Source organism: Streptomyces sp. NPDC002742 (assembly GCF_042888885.1).
In the GTDB taxonomy this organism is placed as follows: Bacteria; Actinomycetota; Actinomycetes; order Streptomycetales; family Streptomycetaceae; genus Streptomyces.
This window is the reverse complement of sequence record NZ_JBIAQF010000020.1, coordinates 71,061-91,603: the sequence shown is the minus strand read 5'-3', so window position 1 is coordinate 91,603 and position 20,543 is coordinate 71,061. Positions and strand designations below refer to the sequence as shown.

The following is a 20,543-nucleotide window of genomic DNA, read 5'->3' as shown; positions in this document are numbered from 1 at the left end:
CCTGTCACGCGAAGGGAGCGCGTGGCAGGCGGGCGGTGGGCCATGTCGGGAGCCGGGAACGGAGCCGGCGATGCGGCCGTGTGTCAAGCGGAGGCAGACTGCCCGGGGACGTGGGTCCTAGCGGGCGAGGGCGGCCTCGCTCGGTGCCTGGGCGCGGGGGTCGGAGGTGAGGGCGCGAAGGATCTCCTCGACGCTCTGCTTCGCGTCGCCGAAGAGCATGCCGCTGTTCTCGCGGAAGAACAGCGGGTTCTGCACGCCCGCGTAGCCGGAGGCCATCGAGCGCTTGAAGACGACGACCTGCTCCGCCTCCCACACCCGCAGCACCGGCATGCCCGCGATCGGGCTGGTGGGATCGTCCGTCGCGGCCGGGTTCACGGTGTCGTTGGCGCCGATGACCAGGACGACGGAGGTGTCGGCGAGGTCGTCGTTGATCTCGTCCATCTCCAGCACGATGTCGTACGGCACCTTGGCCTCGGCCAGCAGCACGTTCATGTGCCCGGGCAGACGGCCCGCCACGGGATGGACGCCGAAGCGGACCTCCACGCCGCGCTCCCGCAGGTGACGCGTGAGCTCGGCGACCGGGTGCTGCGCCTGTGCCACGGCCATGCCGTAGCCGGGGGTGATGACGACCGACCGGGCCTGTGCCAGAAGCTCGGCCACCTCCTGGGCGTGGATCTCGCGGTGCTCGCCCTGTTCCTCGTCCCCGGTCGTGGGGGCCTCGATGCCGAATCCGCCCGCGATGACGGAGAGGAAGGACCGGTTCATCGCCTTGCACATGATGAAGGACAGGTAGGCACCCGAGGATCCGACCAGCGCGCCCGTGACGATCAGCAGGTTGTTGTCGAGCAGGAATCCCGCCGCCGCCGCGGCCCAGCCGGAGTAGCTGTTGAGCATGGAGACGACGACGGGCATGTCGCCGCCGCCGATCGAGGCGACGAGATGCCAGCCGAGGACGAGCGCGAGCACTGTCACGGCGATCATCAGGCCGAGGCTCGGGCTGATCGTGAACCAGACCGTCAGCGCCGCGAACGCCACCAGCGCCGCGACGTTGAGCGCGTTCTTGCCCGGCAGAACCAGCGGACGGGACTTGACGCGCGCCGACAGCTTGAGGAACGCGACGATCGAGCCGGTGAAGGTGACCGCGCCGATGAAGATGCCGATGAACACCTCCGCGTGATGGATCTCCAGCAGGTCGGCCGTGACGTGTGTCTGCGCGGCTCCGTGCGCCTCGACCTCCAGGTAGCTGTTCCAGCCGACCAGCACCGCGGCGAGACCGACGAAGCTGTGCAGTACGGCGATGAGCTCGGGCATCTGGGTCATCTCGACCTGCCGCGCCCGCCAGATGCCGATCGCGGCGCCGAGCACCATCGCGACGACGATCAGCGCGACCGCGCCCGCAGTGATGCTCTGTGCCGCGAGCACGACGGTGGCGACCAGGGCGAGGGCCATGCCGGCGATGCCGTACACGACACCGGCACGGGAGGTGCGGTGCTGGGACAGCCCTGCCAGGCTGAGGATGAACAGCAGGGCGGCGACCAGGTCCGCAGCGTGGGACGCCGTAGTTGTAGTCATTGCGGCTCAGCCCTTCGAGAACATGGACAGCATGCGGCGGGTGACGGCGAAGCCGCCGAAGATGTTCACGCTCGTCAGCAGGATCGCCACGAACGAGAGCGTGGTGACGACCGCGCTCTCGTGCCCGATCTGCAGCAGCGCTCCGATCACCACGATCCCGGAGATCGCGTTGGTGACGGACATCAGCGGCGTGTGCAACGCGTGGTGCACCTTGCCGATCACGTAGTAGCCGATCACCACCGCCAGCGTGAAGACCGTGAAGTTCGCCGCGAGTTGCGCCGGTGCGAAGGCGACCAGGGCGAACATCGCCAGCATGCCGGCGCCGATCAGCCCGAACCGGGCCGCCGGGGTGAGCCGTGACTCCTTCGGCTGCGCGGCGGCCGGCGCGGGGGCGGGCTGCGCGGCGGGCGAGGCCGAGACGGCCACGGGCGGGGGAGGCCAGGTGATCTCGCCCTCGCGTACCACGGTCACCGCCCGCTGGACCACGTCGTCGAAGTCGATGACCAGCCGGCCGTCCTTACCGGGCGTCAGCAGCTTGAGCAGGTTCACCAGGTTGGTGCCGAACAGCTGTGAGGCCTGGGTGGGCAGCCGGGACGCGAGATCGGTGTACCCGATGATGGTGACGTCGTTGTCGGTGACCACGGTGCGGCCCGCGACGGTTCCCGCGACGTTGCCGCCCTGGGCCGCGGCCATGTCGACGATGACGCTGCCGGGCTTCATCGCCGCCACGTCCTCGGCGGTGAGCAGGCGCGGGGCGGGGCGGCCCGGGATCAGCGCGGTCGTGATGACGATGTCCACGTCCTTGGCCTGCGCGTGGTACAGCTCGGCCGCGGCGCGGTCGTAGTCGGCGGAGGTCGCCTTGGCGTAGCCGTCGGTGCTCTCCTCCTGCGCGACGTTCACCGCGAGGTACTCGCCGCCCAACGACCGGACCTGGTCGGCCACTTCCGGTCGCGGATCGGTCGCCCGGACGATCGCGCCGAGACTGGAGGCGGCTCCGATGGCGGCCAGCCCGGCCACACCGACGCCGGCCACCAGCACCTTCGCGGGCGGGACCTTGCCCGCGGCCGTCACCTGGCCCGTGAAGAAGCGCCCGAACACGTGCGCCGCCTCGATCACGGCTCGGTAGCCCGCGATGTTGGCCATGGAACTGAGCACGTCCATCGACTGCGCCCGCGAGATCCGCGGTACCGCGTCCAGGGCCAGTACGGTGATGGGGCGGCTCGCGAGCTCCGCGAGGAGGTCCGACTGCTGGGCCGGGCTGATCAGACCGATCAGCGTCGCGCCGTCCGGCACGCGCGCGATCTCGCCCGACGAAGGGGAGTTGACCTTCAGCACGACGTCCGCCTGCCAGGCGTCGCCTATCTGTGCCCCCGCGTCACAGTAGGTGTCGTCCGCGAAGCCTGACGCGGTGCCGGCGTCCGACTCGACGACGACGTCGTAGCCCAGCCCCACCAACTGGCGCACTGTGGCGGGCGTCGCCGCGACACGGGTCTCCCCGGGGGTGGACTCGGCCACCACTCCGATGCGCTGGGGCGGATGGTGGGCCGATTCTTCTGCGGGCATGGCGATGTCTCCCTCAGGGGACGCAGATGTGCTGGCACGAATGTGAATCAGGGGGAGTCCGCACCCCTTGGACGCAGGAACTTACATGGTGGAACAGGGTGTTCGGCACAGCGCGCAACCGTGACTTGTTTCACGCGGGGTCCGTCGCCATCGCCGACGGCAGGGCGCCGTGATCGGGCATTTCGGAAACCTGACCCGGGCCGGGCTCGCGCCCGGCGAGAACCGGGGCTTGCGCACAGCGAGACGGGGCGGCACGGCTGACGGGATATCGAGGATGTCTGTGGCTGGGGAGGGCATCGACATGGGTTGGGGCCGATGACACCATCTGACGGATGGTCGCCGACGACGGAAAACGCGCCTCGGTCTGGCACAGCCGCGAATTCCTGTTGCTGTGGGGCGGCCAGACGGTCAGCGAGATGGGGTCGCAGATCACCGTTCTGGCCCTGCCGCTGGTCGCCGTCGTGTTGCTGGACGCCTCCGCGTTCCAGGTCGGGCTGTTGGCCGCGGCGGAGACGAGTGCGTACCTCCTGGTGGCTCTGCCGGCCGGGGCCGTGGTGGACCGGGTCGCCAAACGACGGCTGATGATCTGGTGCGACGTCGCACTGTTCCTGGTGATCGGCTCGGTGCCGCTCGCCCACGCGCTCGGAGCCCTGACGCTCGCCCAGCTCTACGCCGTCGCGCTGGTCTCCAGCGTGCTCTCCGTGTTCTTCGCGGTCGCCTACCAGGCCTACCTGCCCGCGGTCCTCGAACGCCGTCAACTGCTGGACGGCAACGGTAAGCTCGCCGCCTCCCGGTCGGTCGCGCAGGTCGTGGGGCCCAGCGCGGGTGCGGGACTGGTGGCGTTGGTCGGCGCCGCGGGGGCCATGACGGCGGATGCGGTCTCCTTCGCGTTCTCGGCGAGCGCGCTGACGGCGATCCGTACCCCCGAACCCCGTCGGCCGCGGAGCGAAACCGGTCCCCGGCCCACGCTGCGGTCGCAGATCCGGCAGGGGCTCGACTACGTCGTCCGCGATCCCATCCTGCGGAACTCGGTGGCGTTCAACGGCACCGCCAACTTCTTCGTCATCATGGTGGAGACCCTCGGCCCGGTGTTCCTGATCCGCTCGCTGCACCTGCGCCCCGGCCTGGTCGGGCTGCTCCTCGCGCTGGGGGCCGTCGGTGGCGTGGCGGGCGGCGTGGCGGCGCGGCATCTCGCGCGGAGGTTCGGCTCAGCGCGGATCAGCTGGATCTCGATGACCGTGCTGTCGCTGCCCGGCCTGCTGATCCCGATGGCCGGATCCGGCTGGTGGGTGCTGTTGTTCGGGTTCGGCTGGATCTCGTGGACGTTCTCCTCCACTGTCGCGGGCATCTCGCTGACCAGTTACCGTCAGGCCGCCTGCCCACCGGAGATGCTCGGCCGGGTCAGCGCCGCGGCACGCTGGATCACGTGGGGCACCCTTCCGCTGGGCGGCCTGGTCGGCGGCGGGCTGGCCACCGCCTTCGGCGTCCGGACCACCTTGTGGATCGCCGTCATCGGTGGTTGCTGTGCCGGCCTGTGGCTGTTCTTCTCACCCTTGCGGGGCTTGCGCGACATCCCTCTCAGGGAGCCCGAGCCCGAGCCCGACCCCGAGCGTGCGCCCACACTCGAAACCGTGGCCGAGAGGACAGGTCCGTCGGCGCCTTGATGTGCCTCGCCCCTGTCCGGCGAGGGCGTCCGGTGTGTACCGTCCGATTCTCAGCGGCCGTGGTAGGTGTGCCGTCCCGGGCCGGTTCGGAAGGGCGGACGTCCTCGCAGGTCGATCTGGGCGGACGTGCCGCTGGGCACGTGGACCCTGTGGGCCCCGTGGACCCCGTTTAGACACGCGAGGGCTTGCCGGCGACTGCTGAATCGCCTGCCGCACGGGCCTGGAGTCGTGCGGACCGGTTCAGCAGACCGTCACGGATCCCACCAGGTAGTGGGGGTGGGCCCCCGCGGTCGACCATCTCCTCGACGGTGAAGCCGAGAGCGGTTTCGACGAGGCCACCGGTTGAGTTCCGGACGGCACCGAGCGGGACGTCGTCGTGCGGTCGGTGCCGGTGTGGCAGGGAACCGGCTCAGTCCAGGTCCAGCGTGCCCACCGTCTGGTCTCCGCTCGTCTCCCCGGTCGGTCGGAAGCCGAGCGCCAGATAGAAGCCCGCAGGGCCATCCGGTCCGGGATGCCAGGTGGTGGTCAGGCGTGTGCCACCCCGGCGCCGGATCTCAGCGGCTACGGACTCGACCGCGAAGCGTCCGTAGCCCCGGCCCTGTTTTCCATCCGCGATGTTGAGACGCCAGAGTCCGGAGCGGAAGTCGGTCCCTTCGCCGGTCCAGTCGATGTGGAAGAAGGCCATCAGGAACCCGACGATCTCGTCGTCCTCGCGGATGAGCCGGGGCCAGGCGATGCCGGGGTGGACGTATGCCTCGGCGAGCGACTTCACCACGGGGGCCACCAGGTGTTCCTGGTCGGGGCGAACCTTCAGGCTGATGGCGGCCTCGAAATTGTCAGCGGTGATCTCTTGCAGGCTCGGCGAATTTGGCATGTCCGCACTCTAAGGGGGCGTCGCAAGTGATTTTCGCGGCGCGTTGCCCCTGGTCAGCCGACGGGCCGCTGCTTCCGGGCAGCGGTCACGCTCGATCAAGCTGGAGGCCTCCGTAACCTGCCGCGGCGGAGCACGGTCCGGCTCTACCTCAACGGGCCCGTCCGGCACCGCTGGGCCGGTCGCACCGATACGGCCACCTGCGGGAAGGTCGGCGCGCCCGCGCGCGGACAGGACGCGACGCCGGAGCGGCTCCGCGTCCCGGCGGCTCGAAGAGGCCCTCACCCATGGGCCCGACCCCCTCCACCTCGCCCAGGTGTTCGGGCTCGACGAGAAGACCGCCATGCTGTGCGCGGACTCCGCACGAGCTCTGCTGGAGCAGAGCGCCCGACAAAGACGTCGGTGAAACCGGCTCGACCGGGACGGGCCATGAAGGGAATCATCGGCGGGTGACGTCGACCGAAGCAGCAGCGCTCGCCCTACAGGACCATGCCGCGCTCTGGAGCATGGGCGAGATCCGTGCAACCGATGTCGTCGCCGGCGCCTGTAGCGCGCTCGTCGCCGGCCTCGACAGTCCAGCCCTGCGGATGCTGGCCGCGTGCACACGCGCGGAGGCGGATTACGACGTCCCCGACCTGCTTCCCCCGGCCCTCGACGAACTGGGCCTCACTTTCCACCCAGTGGGCAGCGTTGCCGGACAGGAAGCCGGCGCACGAGCACTCGCCGCCCGGATGCTGGCCGGCGAACTGACGCCACGCGAGCTGGTCTTTCGGATCCACCAGCGCTTCGGGCACGAACTGCCCCTGGTCGAAGGACTCGCCGACCTGGACGACGAGTACGACATGCTCGAATACGGCGACAGGACATCGGCACAGGTCGACGCCGACGTTGTGGTCGAAGCCCTTCGGCTCGCTCAGCATCCTCGTGCTGCACCCGAGGCCACGAGCCACTGAGCACAGATGTCTTATGAGAGACCGTCATGGAGGCCGCGACGAGCTACCGGGACCTCGCCTCCGGAGGCACGCTCACACGTCGCGGCGCCTCACGACGAGTAGCGCGAGTGCGATCGTGATCAGCGGCCAGAGCGCGTACACGATCCAGGAGCCGGGGACCGTGGCGGTGTACCCCAGGGATCCGGGACCCGGCTCCCAGTTCTGGACCAGGCGCTTCCAGGCGGCCGACACCATCGCGTGGTTGATGTCGGCCGACCAGCGATCGCCCTCCGAGAACATGGGAGGCAGCATCAGCAGGGTGAAGACGCTGGTGACCATGGTCGCGGCGCCGTGCCGGAGCAGAACGCCGAGGCCCAGGCCGATCAGTGCGCAGACCGGGGCCAGCAGCGCGGATGCCACCAGTGCCCGGAGCACCCCGGGGTGGGTGATCGGGACCCCGGCGTGCCGCTCGTTGAGGATGGCCTGGGAGACCAGGAAGGAACCGGTGGAGGCGGCGGTGCCGACCGCGGTCCACAGTGCGGCGGTGACGGCCGCCTTGGCCAGCACGACCGAGCCGCGGGCCGGGACGGCCACGGTGGTGGTGCGGATCAGCCCGCTGCTGTACTCGCTCACGACGGTGAGGGCGCCCATGCTGCCGGCGACGAGCATCAGCGTCCAGAAGCCGGCCGCCGGGTAGGCGTCGAAGGGGCGGAAATCAGCGTGGCCGGAGCCTGCGGCCTTGTCCGCAGACGTGGCCACGGCGGCGGACCCGACGACGAACAGGACGGTGAGTCCGATCGTCCACGGGGTGGAGCGCAGGGACCGTGTCTTGATCCACTCGGAGGCGAACAGGTCGCGGAAGCGGGCGGGTGACTCGGTGAGGGGGATGATCCCGGAGCCGGAACCGAGTGTGGTCATCGGGGCTCTCCCGCCAGGTACTCGGTGCTGTCGGCGGTGAGTTCCATGAAGGCCGTCTCCAGCGAGGCGGTGCGCGTGGTCAGCTCGTCCAGCCGGATGCGGTTCTCGAACGCGAGCGCTCCGATCCGGTGCGCCGGGAGCCCGGTCACGGCGAGTCTCCCGGCGCCGGCCGAGCCCTCCGGCTCGACCGAGGCGCCCGCCGCGGTCAGCAAGGCTGCCAGCTCGACGGCCTGCGCTGTCCCCACCACGACGCTGCCACGGGTGCCGCGGGCCGCGAAGTCCCGTACCGACTCGGCGGCGATGAGGCGGCCCCGGCCGATGACTACGAGCTGGTCGGCGGTGTGCTCCATCTCCGACATCAGGTGGCTGGAGAGGAAGACGGTGCGCCCCTCGGCGGCCAGTCGCCGGAAGAGCCGGCGTACCCAGCGGACCCCCTCCGGGTCCATGCCGTTGATCGGCTCGTCGAAAATGAGTACGGGCGGGTCGCCGAGCAGAGCGGTGGCGATGCCGAGGCGCTGCTTCATGCCGAGGGAGAATCCGCCGATGCGGCGGTTCGCCGCCTCGGCCAGCCCTAGCCCCACCTCCTGAAGCACCTCGTCCACCCGGTTCCGCGGGATGCCGTTGCTGCGGGCCAGAGCGGACAGGTGGGCCTCGGCGCTGCGTCCGCCGTGGATCTGTCCGGCGTCGAGGAGAGCACCCACGTGCCGCAGTCCGCGCGGGTGGCGGTGGAATGGGACGCCGTTGACGGTGGCGGTGCCGTTGGTGGGTGCGTCCAGGCCGAGGATCATCCGCAGGGTGGTGGATTTGCCGGCGCCGTTGGGGCCGAGGAATCCGGTGACCTGGCCCGGCCGCACGGTGAAGGACAGATGGTTGACGGCCGCCTTGCCGCCGTAACGTTTGGTGAGTTCGCTGACTTCGATCACGGTACCCACACTGCCGAGTGGGCCCCGTCCGGACATGGGGCCGTGGGCGGCAATCGTGCGGCCGCACTGTCCCGTGGGCGTACGTCCCCGGACTGATGCCGCGTCGGCGGTGGCCGGTTAGTCTCGCGGCGTGAATTGCATGACGATCACTCCGTTGTCCGAGCGCGTCGCGCATCACGGTGTTGTGCCTGGGAGGGAATGCCGCCGATGACCAGAACCAAGGCCGTGGCCTGGGCGGGAGGTGCCTCCTACCTCCTTGTGGTGGGTCTGCTGGTGGGGGCGGCGCCGCGGGCGTCGGGCACGGTCCACGGTGTCGGGGCACTGCTGGCTGTGAGCCTGCTCGCCGACGTGGTGCGACGGATGCCGCTGTTGGCTCTGGCCATGACGCTCTTCGGATCCACCGCTGTGGTGACGGGCCCTCCGAGTTCCGGCCATGAGAGCCTGGCGGCGTCGTACCAGGGCCAGTTCCTGTCGTATCTGGCGGTGGACCTCGTGCTGGGTTTCATCGTCGCCACGTGTGTAAGGCGCGCTTCGATTGTCGCCGTGGCCGTGTCTGTCGCCGTGCAGTTCCTGGTGATCGGCGTCTTCGCACACGGGGACGGCCTGGCCGTCAACGAGGTGATCGCCCTCCTGGCGTCGGCCGCGTCCTGCATGGCCGGTCTGCTGAGTCGCGAGCGTCGCGAGCACGCGGTGGCGCTGCGTGCGCAGGAGGTGGCCGAGGCCGTGACCGCCGAACGGCTGCGGATCGCGCGGGAGCTGCACGACATGGTCGCGCACAGCATCGGCATCGTCGCCATTCAGGCCGGTGTGGGCAGCCGGGTCATCCAGACCCAGCCGGCGGAGGCGCGCGAGGCCCTGCGCGCCATCGAGGCCACGAGCAGGGAGACTCTGTCGGGCCTTCGGCGCACGTTGGTGTCGCTCCGTCAGGCCGACCGGGGCGCAACCGCCTCGGAGCAGTCGGAGCAGTCACCGCTCGCACCGTCGCCGGGGCTGGCGGACGTCGAACGGCTGGCGGCAGCGACGGCGGGCGCGGGGGTGCGCGTCGACGTGCGCTGTGGTGGGGAGCAGCGTCCTGTGCCGGCCGACATCGACCTGTCCGCCTACCGCATCGTGCAGGAGGCGCTGACCAACGTGGTCCGGCACGCGGGCACCGGACGTTGCCGGGTGGTCATCGACTACGGAGAAGAGGAACTGTCCGTGGAGGTCGTCGACGAGGGGCGCGGCGCCACCGGGAACGGCTCGGCCCACGGCTTCGGCATCATCGGGATGCGGGAGCGGGTCGGTCTGCTGGGCGGCCACCTAAGTGCCGGGCCGCGCCCTGAGGGCGGTTTCCGGGTGGCGGCCCGGCTGCCGCTGCCCGCACCCGTCGGAGTTCCGCTGGAGGCACGATGACCGTCCGGGTGGTGCTCGCCGACGACCAGCCGCTGGTCCGGTCCGGTCTACGCGTGATCATGGCCGATTACCCCGATCTGGAGGTCGTCGGTGAAGCCGCCACCGGCGCCGAGGCCGTCCAGCTGGTCAGGGATGTCAGCCCCGACGTCGTGGTCATGGACATCCGGATGCCCGGCATGGACGGGATCGAGGCCACCCGCCTGATCACGGCCGGTCCGGCAACCACTCGCGTTCTCGTCCTGACCACGTTCGACGAGGACGACCATGTCTACGGCGCGCTCCGGGCCGGCGCGAGCGGTTTCCTGGTCAAGGACATGGCGCTGGACGACATCCTCGCGGCGATCCACGTCGTCGCCGCCGGCGACGCACTGATCGCGCCGGGTGTGACGCGCCGTCTGATCGCCGACTTCATCGGGCGACGTCCCGCGGCGCCTCCCGAGCGTTCCCCACGGCCGGTCGAGGGCATCACCGAGCGGGAACGGGAAGTGCTGACCCTGGTCGGACGTGGCCGGTCGAACACGGAGATCGCCGGGGACCTCTTCATCACGGTGGCCACCGCCAAGTCGCACGTGTCACGGCTCCTCACCAAACTGGGCGCCCGGGACCGGGTCCAACTGGTCATCACCGCCTATGAGATGGGGCTCGTCACGCTGCCTGGCTGACGGGTCCCCGGGCCCCGTGGTCATGGTTGAATGCCTCGTCGCGGCGCTCGGGGTGCTGACGCCGCGCGCCCCCCGGTGGCCGGATCCTCGAACACGCCTCCGGTGGGAACGGGTTGCGAGAGTGGAGGACCTCAGGGGACTCTCGCCGCCATCGCCATCGCCATCGCCATCGCCATCGCCACGGCCCTGGCCGGAAGCTGCGGACGGGGTTCCTCGGCGTGGTCGGTCAAGACAGGATCTCGACGTACCCGTCGGTTCCGTGCACGCGGATCCGCTGCCCGTCCCGGATCAGCCGGGTGGCCTGTTCCACGCCCACGACGGCCGGCAGGCCGTACTCCCGGGCGATGACCGCGCCATGGGTCATCTGGCCGCCCACCTCCGTCACCAGTCCCGCGATTCCGACGAACAGCGGTGACCAGCTCGGGTCCGTGAAGGTCGTGACCAGGATGTCGCCCGCTTCGAGATCGGCGTCCGCCATGTCAAGGATGACGCGGGCCCTTCCCTCGATGGTCCCGGCGGAAACCGCCAGGCCGATCAGGGAACCGGCCGGCACGTCGTCACGCCGGTACGCTCCGGTGACGGCCTCACCGTCCGAGGTGAGCACCCTGGGCGGCGTGAGCGCGTGCTGCGACCGGAACTCCTCCTTGCGCCGCTGGATGAGCCGGTCGTCCACCTGGTGCGAGCTCACGACGTCGTGGAGTTCCTGGAACGTGAGATAGAAGATGTCCTCCTTCTCGGCGAGCACCTCGGCCTGTACGAGGCGCCCGGCCTCCTCCAGCAGCGCCCGCTTGTAGACGAAGTAGCGGCTGACGATGCCGTACTTCGGGTATTCCCGGTACCCGATGAAGGTTCTGACCCGGTCGATCATCCGCTTGGTCTCGTCGGCCTTCCGGTCGCCGTCCGGCAGGGCCCGCAGCCGGGACAGCACGTCCTGTTCCTTCTTCTGAGCCTTCCGCCGCCCTTGCTCGAAGCGCCGCTCGGCGGCGCCCGGCTCGAAGTTCCTGACGTTGTCCAGGATCACGGGCACGAGCGTGCTGGGTCGCTCGCGCCAGCGTGGCCTCGTGATGTCGATCTCGCCGACGCAGCGCATGCCGTACCGGTCGAGGTAGGTCTCGATGGCGTCGCGCGCTTCGGTCCCGCCCGCGACCTTCGCCAACTCGTCCAGGAAGCCCTCGTCCTCGACGCCCTGCAGGAACGCCACCACCTCCGGACGAGGGCGGATCACGTCCGCGACGTCGAGCAGTGCCAGCCCCATCTCGGACGTGATGTTGTCGGGGGCGGACAGCGTGAGCGTGTCAGCGGCGTTCTTCTCGCCCAGCCACTCCCGCAGCTTGTCGTTGAGCCACCACGTGGCTTCCATCCCCGCCATGATCGCCTGCATGCTCAGCGGATCGCTGAGGACTCGCTTGTGCTCCGCGAAGGCCTCCAGCAGGAAGTCGAACAGCGCCGGTCCGCTCTTCGTCCGGATGTCGCGCTCCAGGGCGGCGATGGACACCCGGCTGCGCTCGATCAGCTCGGTGACGACGGCCGGATCGGCCTCGATCGATGCGGAGGCGACGCCCGCCGACGGCCCGACGGGACCCGCGTCCGGGAGCGAGGGGACGAAATCGTCGCGGTCGAGGACTGTCTCCAGAGCGTCCCTGATCAGTGGATCGCCTTTCCCCATGGCGTCCAGGAGAGCGGCACGGCTGGTGGGAGAGGCCAGGCGCCGGGTGACGTCCACGAACAGCCTTCCGCCGGCCTCGTGCATCGGCACCATGGCCGTCAGCCGCCACATCGAGAACCCCAGCGGCTTCATGGGGTCGGTCATCATCTGCCCATGACCGACGGAGACGTAGACGTGATTCTCCTGGTCGCCGGTCTCGGGGATGGGGATGGGGAACAGCGTCGTGATCGGCCGGCTCTGGACGATCTGGAAGCCGTCATCGACCAGGCACCATTCGATGTCCTGCGGGCGGCCGAAGTGCGCTTCGATCCGGCGCCCGAGCTGCACGAGCCGTACGACCTGCGCATCCGTCAGCGCAGGCTGGTCCTGCCGCGACGAGTCGATCGCCACTTCCCGCGTCCCGCCCGTCGGCAGGGCCTGAACGGCACGTTGTTCGGCGGCGATCGCCTTGGCGACGACTTCGCCGTGTCGCACCTTGAAGACGTCCGGGTTCACCAGGCCGGAGACCAGGGCCTCACCGAGGCCGAAGCCGGCGTCCACCGTGGCGACCTTCCGGTCGCCCGTGACGGGATCGGCCGTGAACAGGATGCCGGACGCGTGCGGGAAGACCATCAGCTGCACGACCACGGCCATGTGGACCGTACGGTGGTCGATGCCGTTCCGCCGGCGGTAGGTCACGGCCCGCTCGGTGAACAGCGAGGCCCAGCACCGGCTGACGTGCCGGAGGATCGCCGTCGGCCCCACGACGTTCAGGTACGTGTCCTGCTGGCCGGCGAAGGAGGCGGTCGGCAGGTCCTCTGCCGTCGCGCTGGACCGGACGGCGCAGGCGGCCCGCTCGCCGAGCCGGGTGAGGGCACGGGTGATCGTCTCCGCGAGATCGCCCGGGATGGCGATGCCTTCGATGGTCCGACGGATCTGCGCGCTGAGCGTGCGGATCGTCTCCCGGTCGTCCGGGTCCAGGGCCGACAACCGATCGAGCAGATCGTCGATCGACGGCGCTTCCGCCATGATCCGCCGGAAGGCGTCCGTCGTCACGCAAAAGCCTCCCGGCACGCGGATGCCTTCGATCCGCGACAGCCCGCCAAGGTGCGCGCCCTTGCCGCCGACGACCGGCACGTGAGTCTCGTCGACCTCGTGAAGATCCAGCACATACGGCTCGATCATCGCGACACCTCCGAGGCTGCCGCGCTCCGTTGCAATGCGGTGGTCCGTCGAATCACCGGCGCCTCCAACTCCGTCGAACCTCTTGCCGAGCATGTCCTCATCCCTGGTTGCCCTTCCCGTCGACGCCTCGGCCGGCCGCTCCGCGCGGTCTGTCGGCGCGCATCTCCGTACCTCCGCGCCGAGCGCCCTCGACCGCACCTTCCGGTCTCACCACTGGTGCGACGTCACCGCGTCCCCCTGATACGTCGACAGCCACGCGCGCACGTGGCGTCAGCATTTCCGCAGTTTGTGGCATCGGCCGACGATTCTGCGTCGTGACCAGGGTCTTGCGGCAAGTCCCCCAGTGCGTTATACGTTGAGAGTGGCAAGGAGAGGAGATCTCCTTGCCTTTCCTTTTTTGCCGTCCAAGGGAGTCGGCGGGTTTCCCGCGAAGCGATGGCGCGCCGCGTACGGGCAGGCGTCGTCGGCCCGGGCGGATCTCCCATCTTGTTTACGGACGCAGCCGCGGAACCGGATGGTCTTTCCCCTGTCTGCGATACCTGAACGTCGGGCGTGCCGCCATTTCCGACGACCGCAGCGCCACGCGAGTGACGGACCGAGTGCGCCGAACGGACGCTCCAAGATGGTCGTGGCTCGAACGGGCCGGCACCCGAGGACCACGCTCCAACCCGCCGTTGCTGTCAGGCCGTGCTTGGGGTCCTGAGCAGGGAGTTCATGTTTCCGCATATGCCGGGGGCCAGGGCGTGTCTCCTTGATCGCTGGTTCGTTGTTCCGTGGACGGGCCGTCGGGCCCGCCCCACTCTGCCTTCCGGTACGACGCCGTGGCCCGGCGTTGCGGAGCTCTCACCGCACGTCGAGCCGGCGCTGTCTGGTCGGCAGGGGGATTCAGCCGCCGGAGAGGATGTCATGAGCGACAATCGCGATCGGTTCGCGGAGTTGACGACGGTGAGGATGTGCTTCCGTGACGAGGGGGACCCGGACGGGGAGCCGCTGCTGCTGATCATGGGACTCAGCTCGCAGCTGATCCACTGGCCGCAGGAGATCGTCGACGCGCTCGGCGAGCGGGGCTACCGGGTGATCCGTCCCGACAACCGCGACAGCGGGCTGACGGAATGGAAGACCACACCGAGCCAGTACTACCTGAGGGCGCTTGCGCGTGACACGGTCGAACTGCTCGACCATCTCGGCATCGAGCAGGCGCACGTCGTCGGCGCCTCGATGGGCGGGATGATCGCCCAGCTGCTGGCGATCGAGCACACGGACCGCGTGATCAGCCTGTGCTCGATCATGAGCACGCCGCACATCAGCATCGGCATGGCCGACGGCAATGTGCTGGAGGAGCTGACCAAACCGCTGCCGCCCGGTCGCGACGACGCGATCAAGCAGATCGCCGGCCTGTACGCGACCATCGGCTCGAAGACCTACGCCGACAGTGAGCGCGAGCGCCGCCTCGCCATGGCGACGCAGGCATACGACCGCGCGCAGCACCCCGAAGGCGGTACACGTCAGGTGACCGCGGCCTTGATCGCGCCGAACCGCACGAAGAGCCTCAAGCAGTTGAGGCTCCCGGCGCTGGTGATCCACGGTGCCGAAGATCCGCTGATCAAAATCGCCGGCGGCGAGGCCACCCATGCCGCGCTCGCCGACTCGACCTATCTGCCGCTCGACACGATGGGCCATGACCTGCCCGCGCCGCTGCACGACCAGATCGTCGCGAGCATCGCCAAGAACGCCGCGCGGGTGACGAGCGGCTTCTGATCGTCAGGCCTTGGCAGGACGCCGCCCCATGGGCGTCTTCCTCGCCGCCGGGACTCGGGATCCGAGTCCCGGCGGGGCGGCGTCCAGGGCCCGGTCGAAGATCGGCGAAACGAAGACCGGCGAAACGAAGGAGTACGGGTGCCGACCGGTTCGTGCCGCCAGGCGGTGCCCGTCGTCTCAAACGATGTGGTCCGCCCGTGGTGCATCGAATGTGACACCGAGGCCGGATGCTGAGTCAGGACTGGCTACCCGCCCGCAAGACGTGCCGTCAGGTCCATCGCCTCTTGGGTGAGTTTGATGTGCAGGCCGGCGCTGTCCTGTGTGGCGACCGGGGTGAAACTGCCCTCATGCCACCAGAACACCGAGGGGCTCAGCGCGCCCGGTGACTCCTCGAAGCCCACTGCGGCGAACCGGGCCATGATGTGGAGCGAGGGGGCCACGCCCATGTCGCGGATGACGTGGAAGGCGAGTTGGTGCCGGTGCGGCACCGCGACCAGGATTCCGTCCGGGGCCGGCGCGTTCTTGGTGTAGCGGCGTACGACCTCGTCGAGGACGAGGGCGAGACTCGCGATGAAGTACGAGCCGCCCATCAGCACCTCGAAGTGGGTGCCGTCCTTGTCCCTGACCACCTTGTGCTTGTCGACGCGGACGGTCCGGAGGTTCTGGAACGCGCGCTCCCGCAGGCCGTGATCTCGCCCAGATCGGCGAGAGAGTCCGCGTTCAGCATGTCGACGGTTTCGGGGAGGTCGAGCGCCAGCACCTCAAGCAGCCCCGGCACCGATTGGGGAGCGTACCCGAAGACCTTCCGGCTTTGGGGATCGCTGGGAATGAAGCGGGGGTAGAGCCTGGACAGGAGCTGTTCGCGCGGCATTGCCTTGAGAGCCTGCCGCCCCTGCATCGAACGCATGACCCGGTCGACATGTTCGTCTACCAGCGTCCGCCAGCGCCGTGGGCCCCGGCTGTCGTTGTGGCACACCGCCGCGAGATTGCTGAGGCCGAAACGCCAGCCCGCGTCCGTGGTCACGCGTCCCGGCTCGACCGTCACCTCGATGCCGCGCTCCGCGAAGGCCTCGCGGACAAAGGTGCGCAACCGGGCAGCCTCCGCCTCGGACAGGAACGCGAACTCCCCGTCGCGAGGTGTGTCCACCCCATCACGACGCTCTCCGCGCCGAAATATTCCCACCGGACCCCAATCGTTCGAATGCCTGCAGGATAGCCGTTGCGGACCCGCCGTCGTCTTCGGATGGTCACGTCTGACAGGGCCAACTACCTGAGATGACAAGCGAATCGGACCAGATCGTCCGAGACCGGGGGCACGTCACGTCCGGGTGGACGCGGTGAGGCGATACCGAGCATGACCCGTTCCAGGCCGGAGGCCGTGCTCCTCAGCCGCCACGCCGGACCACTTCCTCGGCGCCGCCCTCCTCGGAACCCCGTCGGACGGTCTCCGCGGCCCGCTCAGGCTCGGGGTGTGCTTGGCGGACCCGTAGGTCCGCGACGGCCAGCAGCAGTGCGATCACGCTCATGCCGACGGCGGTGAGCAACCCGAGCTGAATGGCCGTGACAGAGCGACCGTGCTCGGCCAGATGCGCGAAGTACACCGCGCCCACCACGGCGATTCCGGCCGCCGAGCCGATGCGCTGACCCGTCTGCAGCACCCCACCGGCCGCACCGGCACGGTGTACGGGCACGCGGGTGAGGGTGAGCGTCGTGTTGGGGGAGACCGTGAGGCCCGAGCCGATCCCGGCGACGACCATGGGCAGGGCCGTGGCCCAGCCGACACTCTGCAGCGGCGCCAGCTGTACCGCCACGATCACACCGAGCAGTCCGACCACGACCGCGGCGAGGCCGAAGACGACCAGCTTGCGTCCGTGGCGCATCACGAGCCGGCCCCCGATGGCGGCGCCGACCGCGGAGGCCGCCGCGAAGGGAAGCACCGAGACACCGGCTGCCAGCGCGCTGTACCCGGCCGTGTTCTGCAGAAACAGGGAGTAGACGAAGAAGACGGTGGTGAAGCCCGCGAAGTAGGTCAGGCTGATCAGGGAGCCGAGTGTGAACGAGCGCAGGGAGAACAGGTTCAGGTCGACCAGAGGAGCCCGTCCGTTCCGTCCCTGGCGCCGCTCCCACGCCCAGAACGCGGCCAGCAGCAGCGCGGCCACCGGCAGCAAGGCCCACTTCAGCCGCCCGGTCCACTGCTGCATCTGCACCAGCGGCAGCATGAGCGCGAGCACGGCGCCGCCGAGGAGCAGTACGCCGAACGGGTCGAACTCCTCCCGCCTGCCCGTCGCCACCGGGAACCGGGGGAGCAGCCGCAGCCCCGCGGCGAACGCGGCCACCCCGATGGGCAGGTTGACGAAGAACACCCAGCGCCAGCCGTCATCGGTGCCTACGGAGTCGATCAGCAGACCGCCCGCCAGCGGGCCTGCCGCCGTCGAGATCCCGATGACGCTGCCGAGCAGGCCGAAGGCCTTGGCCCGCTCGGCGCCCTGGAACATCTGCTGGATCAGCCCCGAGGTCTGCGGGGCGACCATGCCCGCCGCCGCGCCCTGGATCAGGCGGAACAACACCAGCCAGGAGGCGCTGGGAGCGAGACCGCACGCCCCCGAGGCCAGCGTGAACAGCGCCAGCCCCAGCAGGAAGGACTGGCGCCGCCCACGCATGTCGCCCAGCCGGCCCGCAGGGACGAGCACCAGCCCGAAGGTCAGGGCATACCCGGAGACCACCCAGGACTGGGCGGCCTCCGAGGCGGCCAGCCCGTGCTCCATCGAGGGCAGCGCCACGTTCACGATCGAGGTGTCGAGCAGCGAGATGAAGCCCGCCGTCAGACAGACGGCGAGCGCCTTCCACCGCCGGGTGTCGGGGGCGGGCCGGGCTTGGACAGTGGTCATGGGGTCACGCTAAGCAGCCACCCCGCCCAACGCATGCAAGGAGCCCATCCGCGCGCGTCGCAGCCGTCAGGCCTGGCCTCCTGTGACACCTCTTTCCCACGCAGCCCGCAGCCCGCAGCCCGGCACCTCCGCACCGTTCTCCGGCCCAAGTGCTTCTCGCACCACCCGCGGTGCCCGCCGCGGCGGGTGAGGACGGGGCGAGGACGGGGATGGGGGCGGGGGCGGGGCCGTGGATGTCAGCGAGCTTCTGGCGCCGGCCGCGGTCAAACCGGGCCAGAAGCCCCGGCGTGTGCTGTGCGATGGCCGCTCGCGGCGCCCTGGGGCGCGGCCTTGTGTGAGGGCACCGGTCCCCGCTCCGGTCGCATCGTCACGTCAGATCCCCGCACGTCTCATCCTCTTCTCGGCTTCGTCGCGCTCCAACGCGTCGAAGTTGTCCAGGTGAAACTTCTTGGCGTTGAAGGCACGCACCCACAGACCCGCGGCCCAGCACAGCTGCAGTTCGTCGTCGCTCAGTGCTCGTCCACGCGCGATCTGGTACTCCTCCAGGAAGGCCTCGGTCCGTTCGACCGACGCGCCCGCACCGGTGGGACCGCATTCGAACATGGCGGCGGCCTGGCCGATGATCACCACCTCGGGCTCGTAGACCACGCTGTCCCAGTCGTGGACCGCGAGCGGCCGGCCGTCGCGAAACTTCACGTTGCGGCCGTCCCAGTCCCCGTGCCCGATGACACAGACGGCGTCGCGGACCTCCTCCAGCCGCTCGCGCACGGCGCCGCCCAGTTCATCGACCCACGCTGTGGCAGAGCACCGCTCAGCGTTGAGGTCGACATCCCGGTCATCCGGTACCGGCCAGACGCCGTCCTCCTTGTGGTACCAGTGGACCCAGGCGGGGGCGGGCCGCAGCAACGGCTGCGGACCCAAACCCTCCGCGCAGGTCACGAAGTCGCTCAGCAGGCCGGCGAACAGCCTGGGAGCGTCCAGGGGTTCGGGCGCTTCACCGCCTGGCAGGGGAGTCTCGGCGCTGGCGGCCTGCCACCCCAGCGGCAACGGTCCTGTCAACGGCTCCGGGCATGGGAAGCCCGCCTGCCGCATCCGGCGCTGCACCCAGGTGCAGGACTCCAGCCGCGTACCGTCGTCGCGGATCTTCAGCACCACCTCGCGGTCGTCTGCCAGCCGCAGGCCGTACACCGCGGACAGGTTCCCCGCCGTGAAAGTGCGCTCGGTGACCGGGCAGCCCAGGTGCTGGAGGCACCAGTCACTCACTGCTCGATCGTCGATGTCTGCAGGCATTGCTCTCCCGTCGATGGCCGTTCGGTGGCCCCCCGTCCAGGGCCGGACGGCGACCGGGAGGCCTTCGGGACCCCGATTCGGCGCGCACGGGTGCGTACGTCATGGCGCATGACCACGGCCTCGTACGGCCACCGGTCCATGCCGTCGTACCGGACAACGACGCCGGCACCACGACGAGTTCCTTCGGACCGGTCGAGACGAGCGCGCCGTCGGGGCGGGCGACTCTCGCGGGCTGATCAGGACGTTGGTGGAACCGGCGGGGCGGCCGGTACGCCGGGCGCCGCCGGGTGTCCCGGGGCTGGGGGCGCCCAGGAGGGCACGGTCCAGGGAGGCGGCAGGGCAACCCAGTCGGCGCCGCGGTGAGTCAGCCACCACTGGCCGATGACGTGGAACTTCTCCTCGAAGCGCTGGTCCCGTTGGAGGAATGCGGTGAACGGTGCCCGGAGCCGGGTGCGGCGGCCGCTGGCCTCGTACAGCACGACGACCCGGCCGCCCGTGACCCGCTCGACGCCGACTCCCTGCACGGACGCCCACGGGATGGTGCGGCGGCGGAGGTTGTGCACCCGGGCGGCCGACGGGGTCAACGTGATCCCGAATCGCGAAGTCGCCACCACCAGCGTCGACACACACGCGATCCACAGGGCAAGGAACCTTGCGTCGAACGTCGGCCTGGGGAGGTGGGTGACCGCCCGCAGGACGGCGTCGGACCCCAGGACCACGGTCAGCGGGAGCAAGGGCAGCACGCGCTGCCAGACGCCGGGCCGGAAGCGGATCTCCTTTGGGGCCGCGGCCCCGCTCACCTGGGATTCCGTCATGTCCGTCCCGCCCTCCCCGGCCTTACGCGGCCGGTCTGCGCATGATTGCCCGCGCAGCATGGCAGACGGTCACGGCCCGGTCAGAGGCACCCCCGGCGGGCTCCGTCTTCCCTCGACTCTCCAGGACGGCCAGGGTCACCTTCCGCCGCCTGCGCCAGGCACTGCCTTTTGGATCACCCGGCTGAGGAGCATGGCCTACGAGGCGTCGCACCCGGTCAAGTTCGATGCCCTCATGGAGCACTCCTTGATGTGGGCGGTCATGGAAAGTAGCCTCAGCCCATCGCTCTCGAACGCTTCATGACTCTTACGCAACTTGCCCTGCATACAGCTGACTTGGCGCGCCGCACGGGGGTGCTCTCCCCGGCCGCCGGACGGCGGGAGGAGGTGCCGGCCGCCGACCCGGGGCCGCACGGAGCCGCCGAACCGGCCGCCGCGACAGGCGAGTCGTACGCCGCCCGGTCGGCC

The 20,543-nt window shown here is 69.9% G+C and carries 17 protein-coding genes; 6 read left to right on the top strand and 11 right to left on the bottom strand.

Annotation, left to right across the window (positions count from 1 at the left end; genetic code table 11):
- Positions 1-117: 117 nt before the first annotated feature.
- Positions 118-1,572, bottom strand: a complete 1,455-nt coding sequence (gene pntB / locus ACFYW8_RS30930) for a Re/Si-specific NAD(P)(+) transhydrogenase subunit beta (protein ID WP_365879646.1) — start codon at positions 1,570-1,572, stop codon at positions 118-120.
- Between the two features lie 6 nt (positions 1,573-1,578).
- The gene (locus ACFYW8_RS30925; RefSeq protein ID WP_389084283.1) at positions 1,579-3,135 is read right to left on the bottom strand and encodes a Re/Si-specific NAD(P)(+) transhydrogenase subunit alpha; all 1,557 of its coding nucleotides are present in this window, start codon (positions 3,133-3,135) and stop codon (positions 1,579-1,581) included.
- A gap of 332 nt (positions 3,136-3,467) precedes the next feature.
- On the opposite strand from ACFYW8_RS30925, the gene ACFYW8_RS30920 reads away from it, so the two are divergent.
- A complete protein-coding gene (locus ACFYW8_RS30920; RefSeq protein WP_389084280.1) occupies positions 3,468-4,799 on the top strand; it encodes an MFS transporter in 1,332 nt (443 codons plus the stop codon).
- Positions 4,800-5,208: 409 nt separating this feature from the next.
- Here ACFYW8_RS30920 and ACFYW8_RS30915 read toward each other — a convergent pair whose 3' ends face one another.
- Complete coding sequence (locus ACFYW8_RS30915) at positions 5,209-5,673, bottom strand: GNAT family N-acetyltransferase (RefSeq protein WP_389084275.1); 465 nt, start codon at positions 5,671-5,673, stop codon at positions 5,209-5,211.
- Between the two features lie 446 nt (positions 5,674-6,119).
- Between ACFYW8_RS30915 and ACFYW8_RS30910 the strand changes: the two genes are divergently transcribed.
- Positions 6,120-6,623, top strand: a complete 504-nt coding sequence (locus ACFYW8_RS30910) for a hypothetical protein (protein ID WP_389084272.1) — start codon at positions 6,120-6,122, stop codon at positions 6,621-6,623.
- 72 nt (positions 6,624-6,695) lie between these two features.
- Here ACFYW8_RS30910 and ACFYW8_RS30905 read toward each other — a convergent pair whose 3' ends face one another.
- Both ACFYW8_RS30905 and ACFYW8_RS30900 read right to left on the bottom strand, forming a co-directional pair.
- Positions 6,696-7,520, bottom strand: coding sequence for an ABC transporter permease (locus tag ACFYW8_RS30905; RefSeq protein ID WP_389084269.1), 825 nt, complete (start codon positions 7,518-7,520; stop codon positions 6,696-6,698).
- Entirely contained in the window at positions 7,517-8,443 is a 927-nt protein-coding gene (locus ACFYW8_RS30900; RefSeq protein WP_389084266.1) for an ABC transporter ATP-binding protein, read from the bottom strand. The genes ACFYW8_RS30905 and ACFYW8_RS30900 overlap by 4 nt, the downstream gene beginning before the upstream one ends.
- 207 nt (positions 8,444-8,650) lie before the next feature.
- On the opposite strand from ACFYW8_RS30900, the gene ACFYW8_RS30895 reads away from it, so the two are divergent.
- Entirely contained in the window at positions 8,651-9,835 is a 1,185-nt protein-coding gene (locus tag ACFYW8_RS30895) for a sensor histidine kinase (protein ID WP_389084263.1), read from the top strand.
- The gene (locus ACFYW8_RS30890) at positions 9,832-10,497 is read left to right on the top strand and encodes a response regulator (RefSeq protein WP_389084258.1); all 666 of its coding nucleotides are present in this window, start codon (positions 9,832-9,834) and stop codon (positions 10,495-10,497) included. Before ACFYW8_RS30895 ends, ACFYW8_RS30890 begins: the two co-directional genes overlap by 4 nt.
- A 226-nt stretch (positions 10,498-10,723) precedes the next feature.
- On the opposite strand, the gene rph is transcribed toward ACFYW8_RS30890, so the two are convergent.
- Entirely contained in the window at positions 10,724-13,327 is a 2,604-nt protein-coding gene (rph, locus tag ACFYW8_RS30885) for a rifamycin-inactivating phosphotransferase (protein ID WP_389084255.1), read from the bottom strand.
- Between the two features lie 714 nt (positions 13,328-14,041).
- Here rph and ACFYW8_RS30880 point away from each other — a divergent pair.
- Positions 14,042-15,085 (top strand): alpha/beta fold hydrolase, encoded by a 1,044-nt coding sequence (locus ACFYW8_RS30880; RefSeq protein ID WP_389084251.1) that lies wholly within the window; start codon positions 14,042-14,044, stop codon positions 15,083-15,085.
- Positions 15,086-15,330: 245 nt separating this feature from the next.
- On the opposite strand, the gene ACFYW8_RS30875 is transcribed toward ACFYW8_RS30880, so the two are convergent.
- From ACFYW8_RS30875 to ACFYW8_RS30860, 4 genes are all read right to left on the bottom strand, one after another.
- Positions 15,331-15,714, bottom strand: coding sequence for a hypothetical protein (locus ACFYW8_RS30875; protein WP_389084248.1), 384 nt, complete (start codon positions 15,712-15,714; stop codon positions 15,331-15,333).
- On the bottom strand, positions 15,675-16,232 hold the full coding sequence (locus ACFYW8_RS30870) for a hypothetical protein (RefSeq protein ID WP_389084244.1): 558 nt from the start codon (positions 16,230-16,232) through the stop codon (positions 15,675-15,677). Before ACFYW8_RS30870 ends, ACFYW8_RS30875 begins: the two co-directional genes overlap by 40 nt.
- A 238-nt stretch (positions 16,233-16,470) precedes the next feature.
- Complete coding sequence (locus ACFYW8_RS30865) at positions 16,471-17,973, bottom strand: MFS transporter (protein WP_389084240.1); 1,503 nt, start codon at positions 17,971-17,973, stop codon at positions 16,471-16,473.
- A 372-nt stretch (positions 17,974-18,345) separates the two neighbouring features.
- A complete protein-coding gene (locus tag ACFYW8_RS30860; protein ID WP_389084236.1) occupies positions 18,346-19,236 on the bottom strand; it encodes a hypothetical protein in 891 nt (296 codons plus the stop codon).
- Positions 19,237-19,364: 128 nt separating this feature from the next.
- Here ACFYW8_RS30860 and ACFYW8_RS30855 point away from each other — a divergent pair, with 128 nt between their 5' ends.
- The gene (locus ACFYW8_RS30855; RefSeq protein ID WP_389084232.1) at positions 19,365-19,499 is read left to right on the top strand and encodes a hypothetical protein; all 135 of its coding nucleotides are present in this window, start codon (positions 19,365-19,367) and stop codon (positions 19,497-19,499) included.
- On the opposite strand, the gene ACFYW8_RS30850 is transcribed toward ACFYW8_RS30855, so the two are convergent.
- The gene (locus ACFYW8_RS30850; protein WP_389084227.1) at positions 19,500-20,078 is read right to left on the bottom strand and encodes a hypothetical protein; all 579 of its coding nucleotides are present in this window, start codon (positions 20,076-20,078) and stop codon (positions 19,500-19,502) included. It lies immediately after the preceding gene.
- Between the last annotated feature and the right edge of the window lie 465 nt (positions 20,079-20,543).

Coding starts and splice junctions, on each gene's coding strand:
- pntB (WP_365879646.1), bottom strand. CDS start 1,572: ATGACTACAACTACGGCGTCCCACGCTGCGGACCTGGTCGCCGCCCTG.
- ACFYW8_RS30925 (WP_389084283.1), bottom strand. CDS start 3,135: ATGCCCGCAGAAGAATCGGCCCACCATCCGCCCCAGCGCATCGGAGTG.
- ACFYW8_RS30920 (WP_389084280.1), top strand. CDS start 3,468: ATGGTCGCCGACGACGGAAAACGCGCCTCGGTCTGGCACAGCCGCGAA.
- ACFYW8_RS30915 (WP_389084275.1), bottom strand. CDS start 5,673: ATGCCAAATTCGCCGAGCCTGCAAGAGATCACCGCTGACAATTTCGAG.
- ACFYW8_RS30905 (WP_389084269.1), bottom strand. CDS start 7,520: ATGACCACACTCGGTTCCGGCTCCGGGATCATCCCCCTCACCGAGTCA.
- ACFYW8_RS30895 (WP_389084263.1), top strand. CDS start 8,651: ATGACCAGAACCAAGGCCGTGGCCTGGGCGGGAGGTGCCTCCTACCTC.
- ACFYW8_RS30890 (WP_389084258.1), top strand. CDS start 9,832: ATGACCGTCCGGGTGGTGCTCGCCGACGACCAGCCGCTGGTCCGGTCC.
- rph (WP_389084255.1), bottom strand. CDS start 13,327: ATGATCGAGCCGTATGTGCTGGATCTTCACGAGGTCGACGAGACTCAC.
- ACFYW8_RS30880 (WP_389084251.1), top strand. CDS start 14,042: ATGTTTCCGCATATGCCGGGGGCCAGGGCGTGTCTCCTTGATCGCTGG.
- ACFYW8_RS30865 (WP_389084240.1), bottom strand. CDS start 17,973: ATGACCACTGTCCAAGCCCGGCCCGCCCCCGACACCCGGCGGTGGAAG.
- ACFYW8_RS30855 (WP_389084232.1), top strand. CDS start 19,365: ATGGCGCATGACCACGGCCTCGTACGGCCACCGGTCCATGCCGTCGTA.
- ACFYW8_RS30850 (WP_389084227.1), bottom strand. CDS start 20,078: ATGACGGAATCCCAGGTGAGCGGGGCCGCGGCCCCAAAGGAGATCCGC.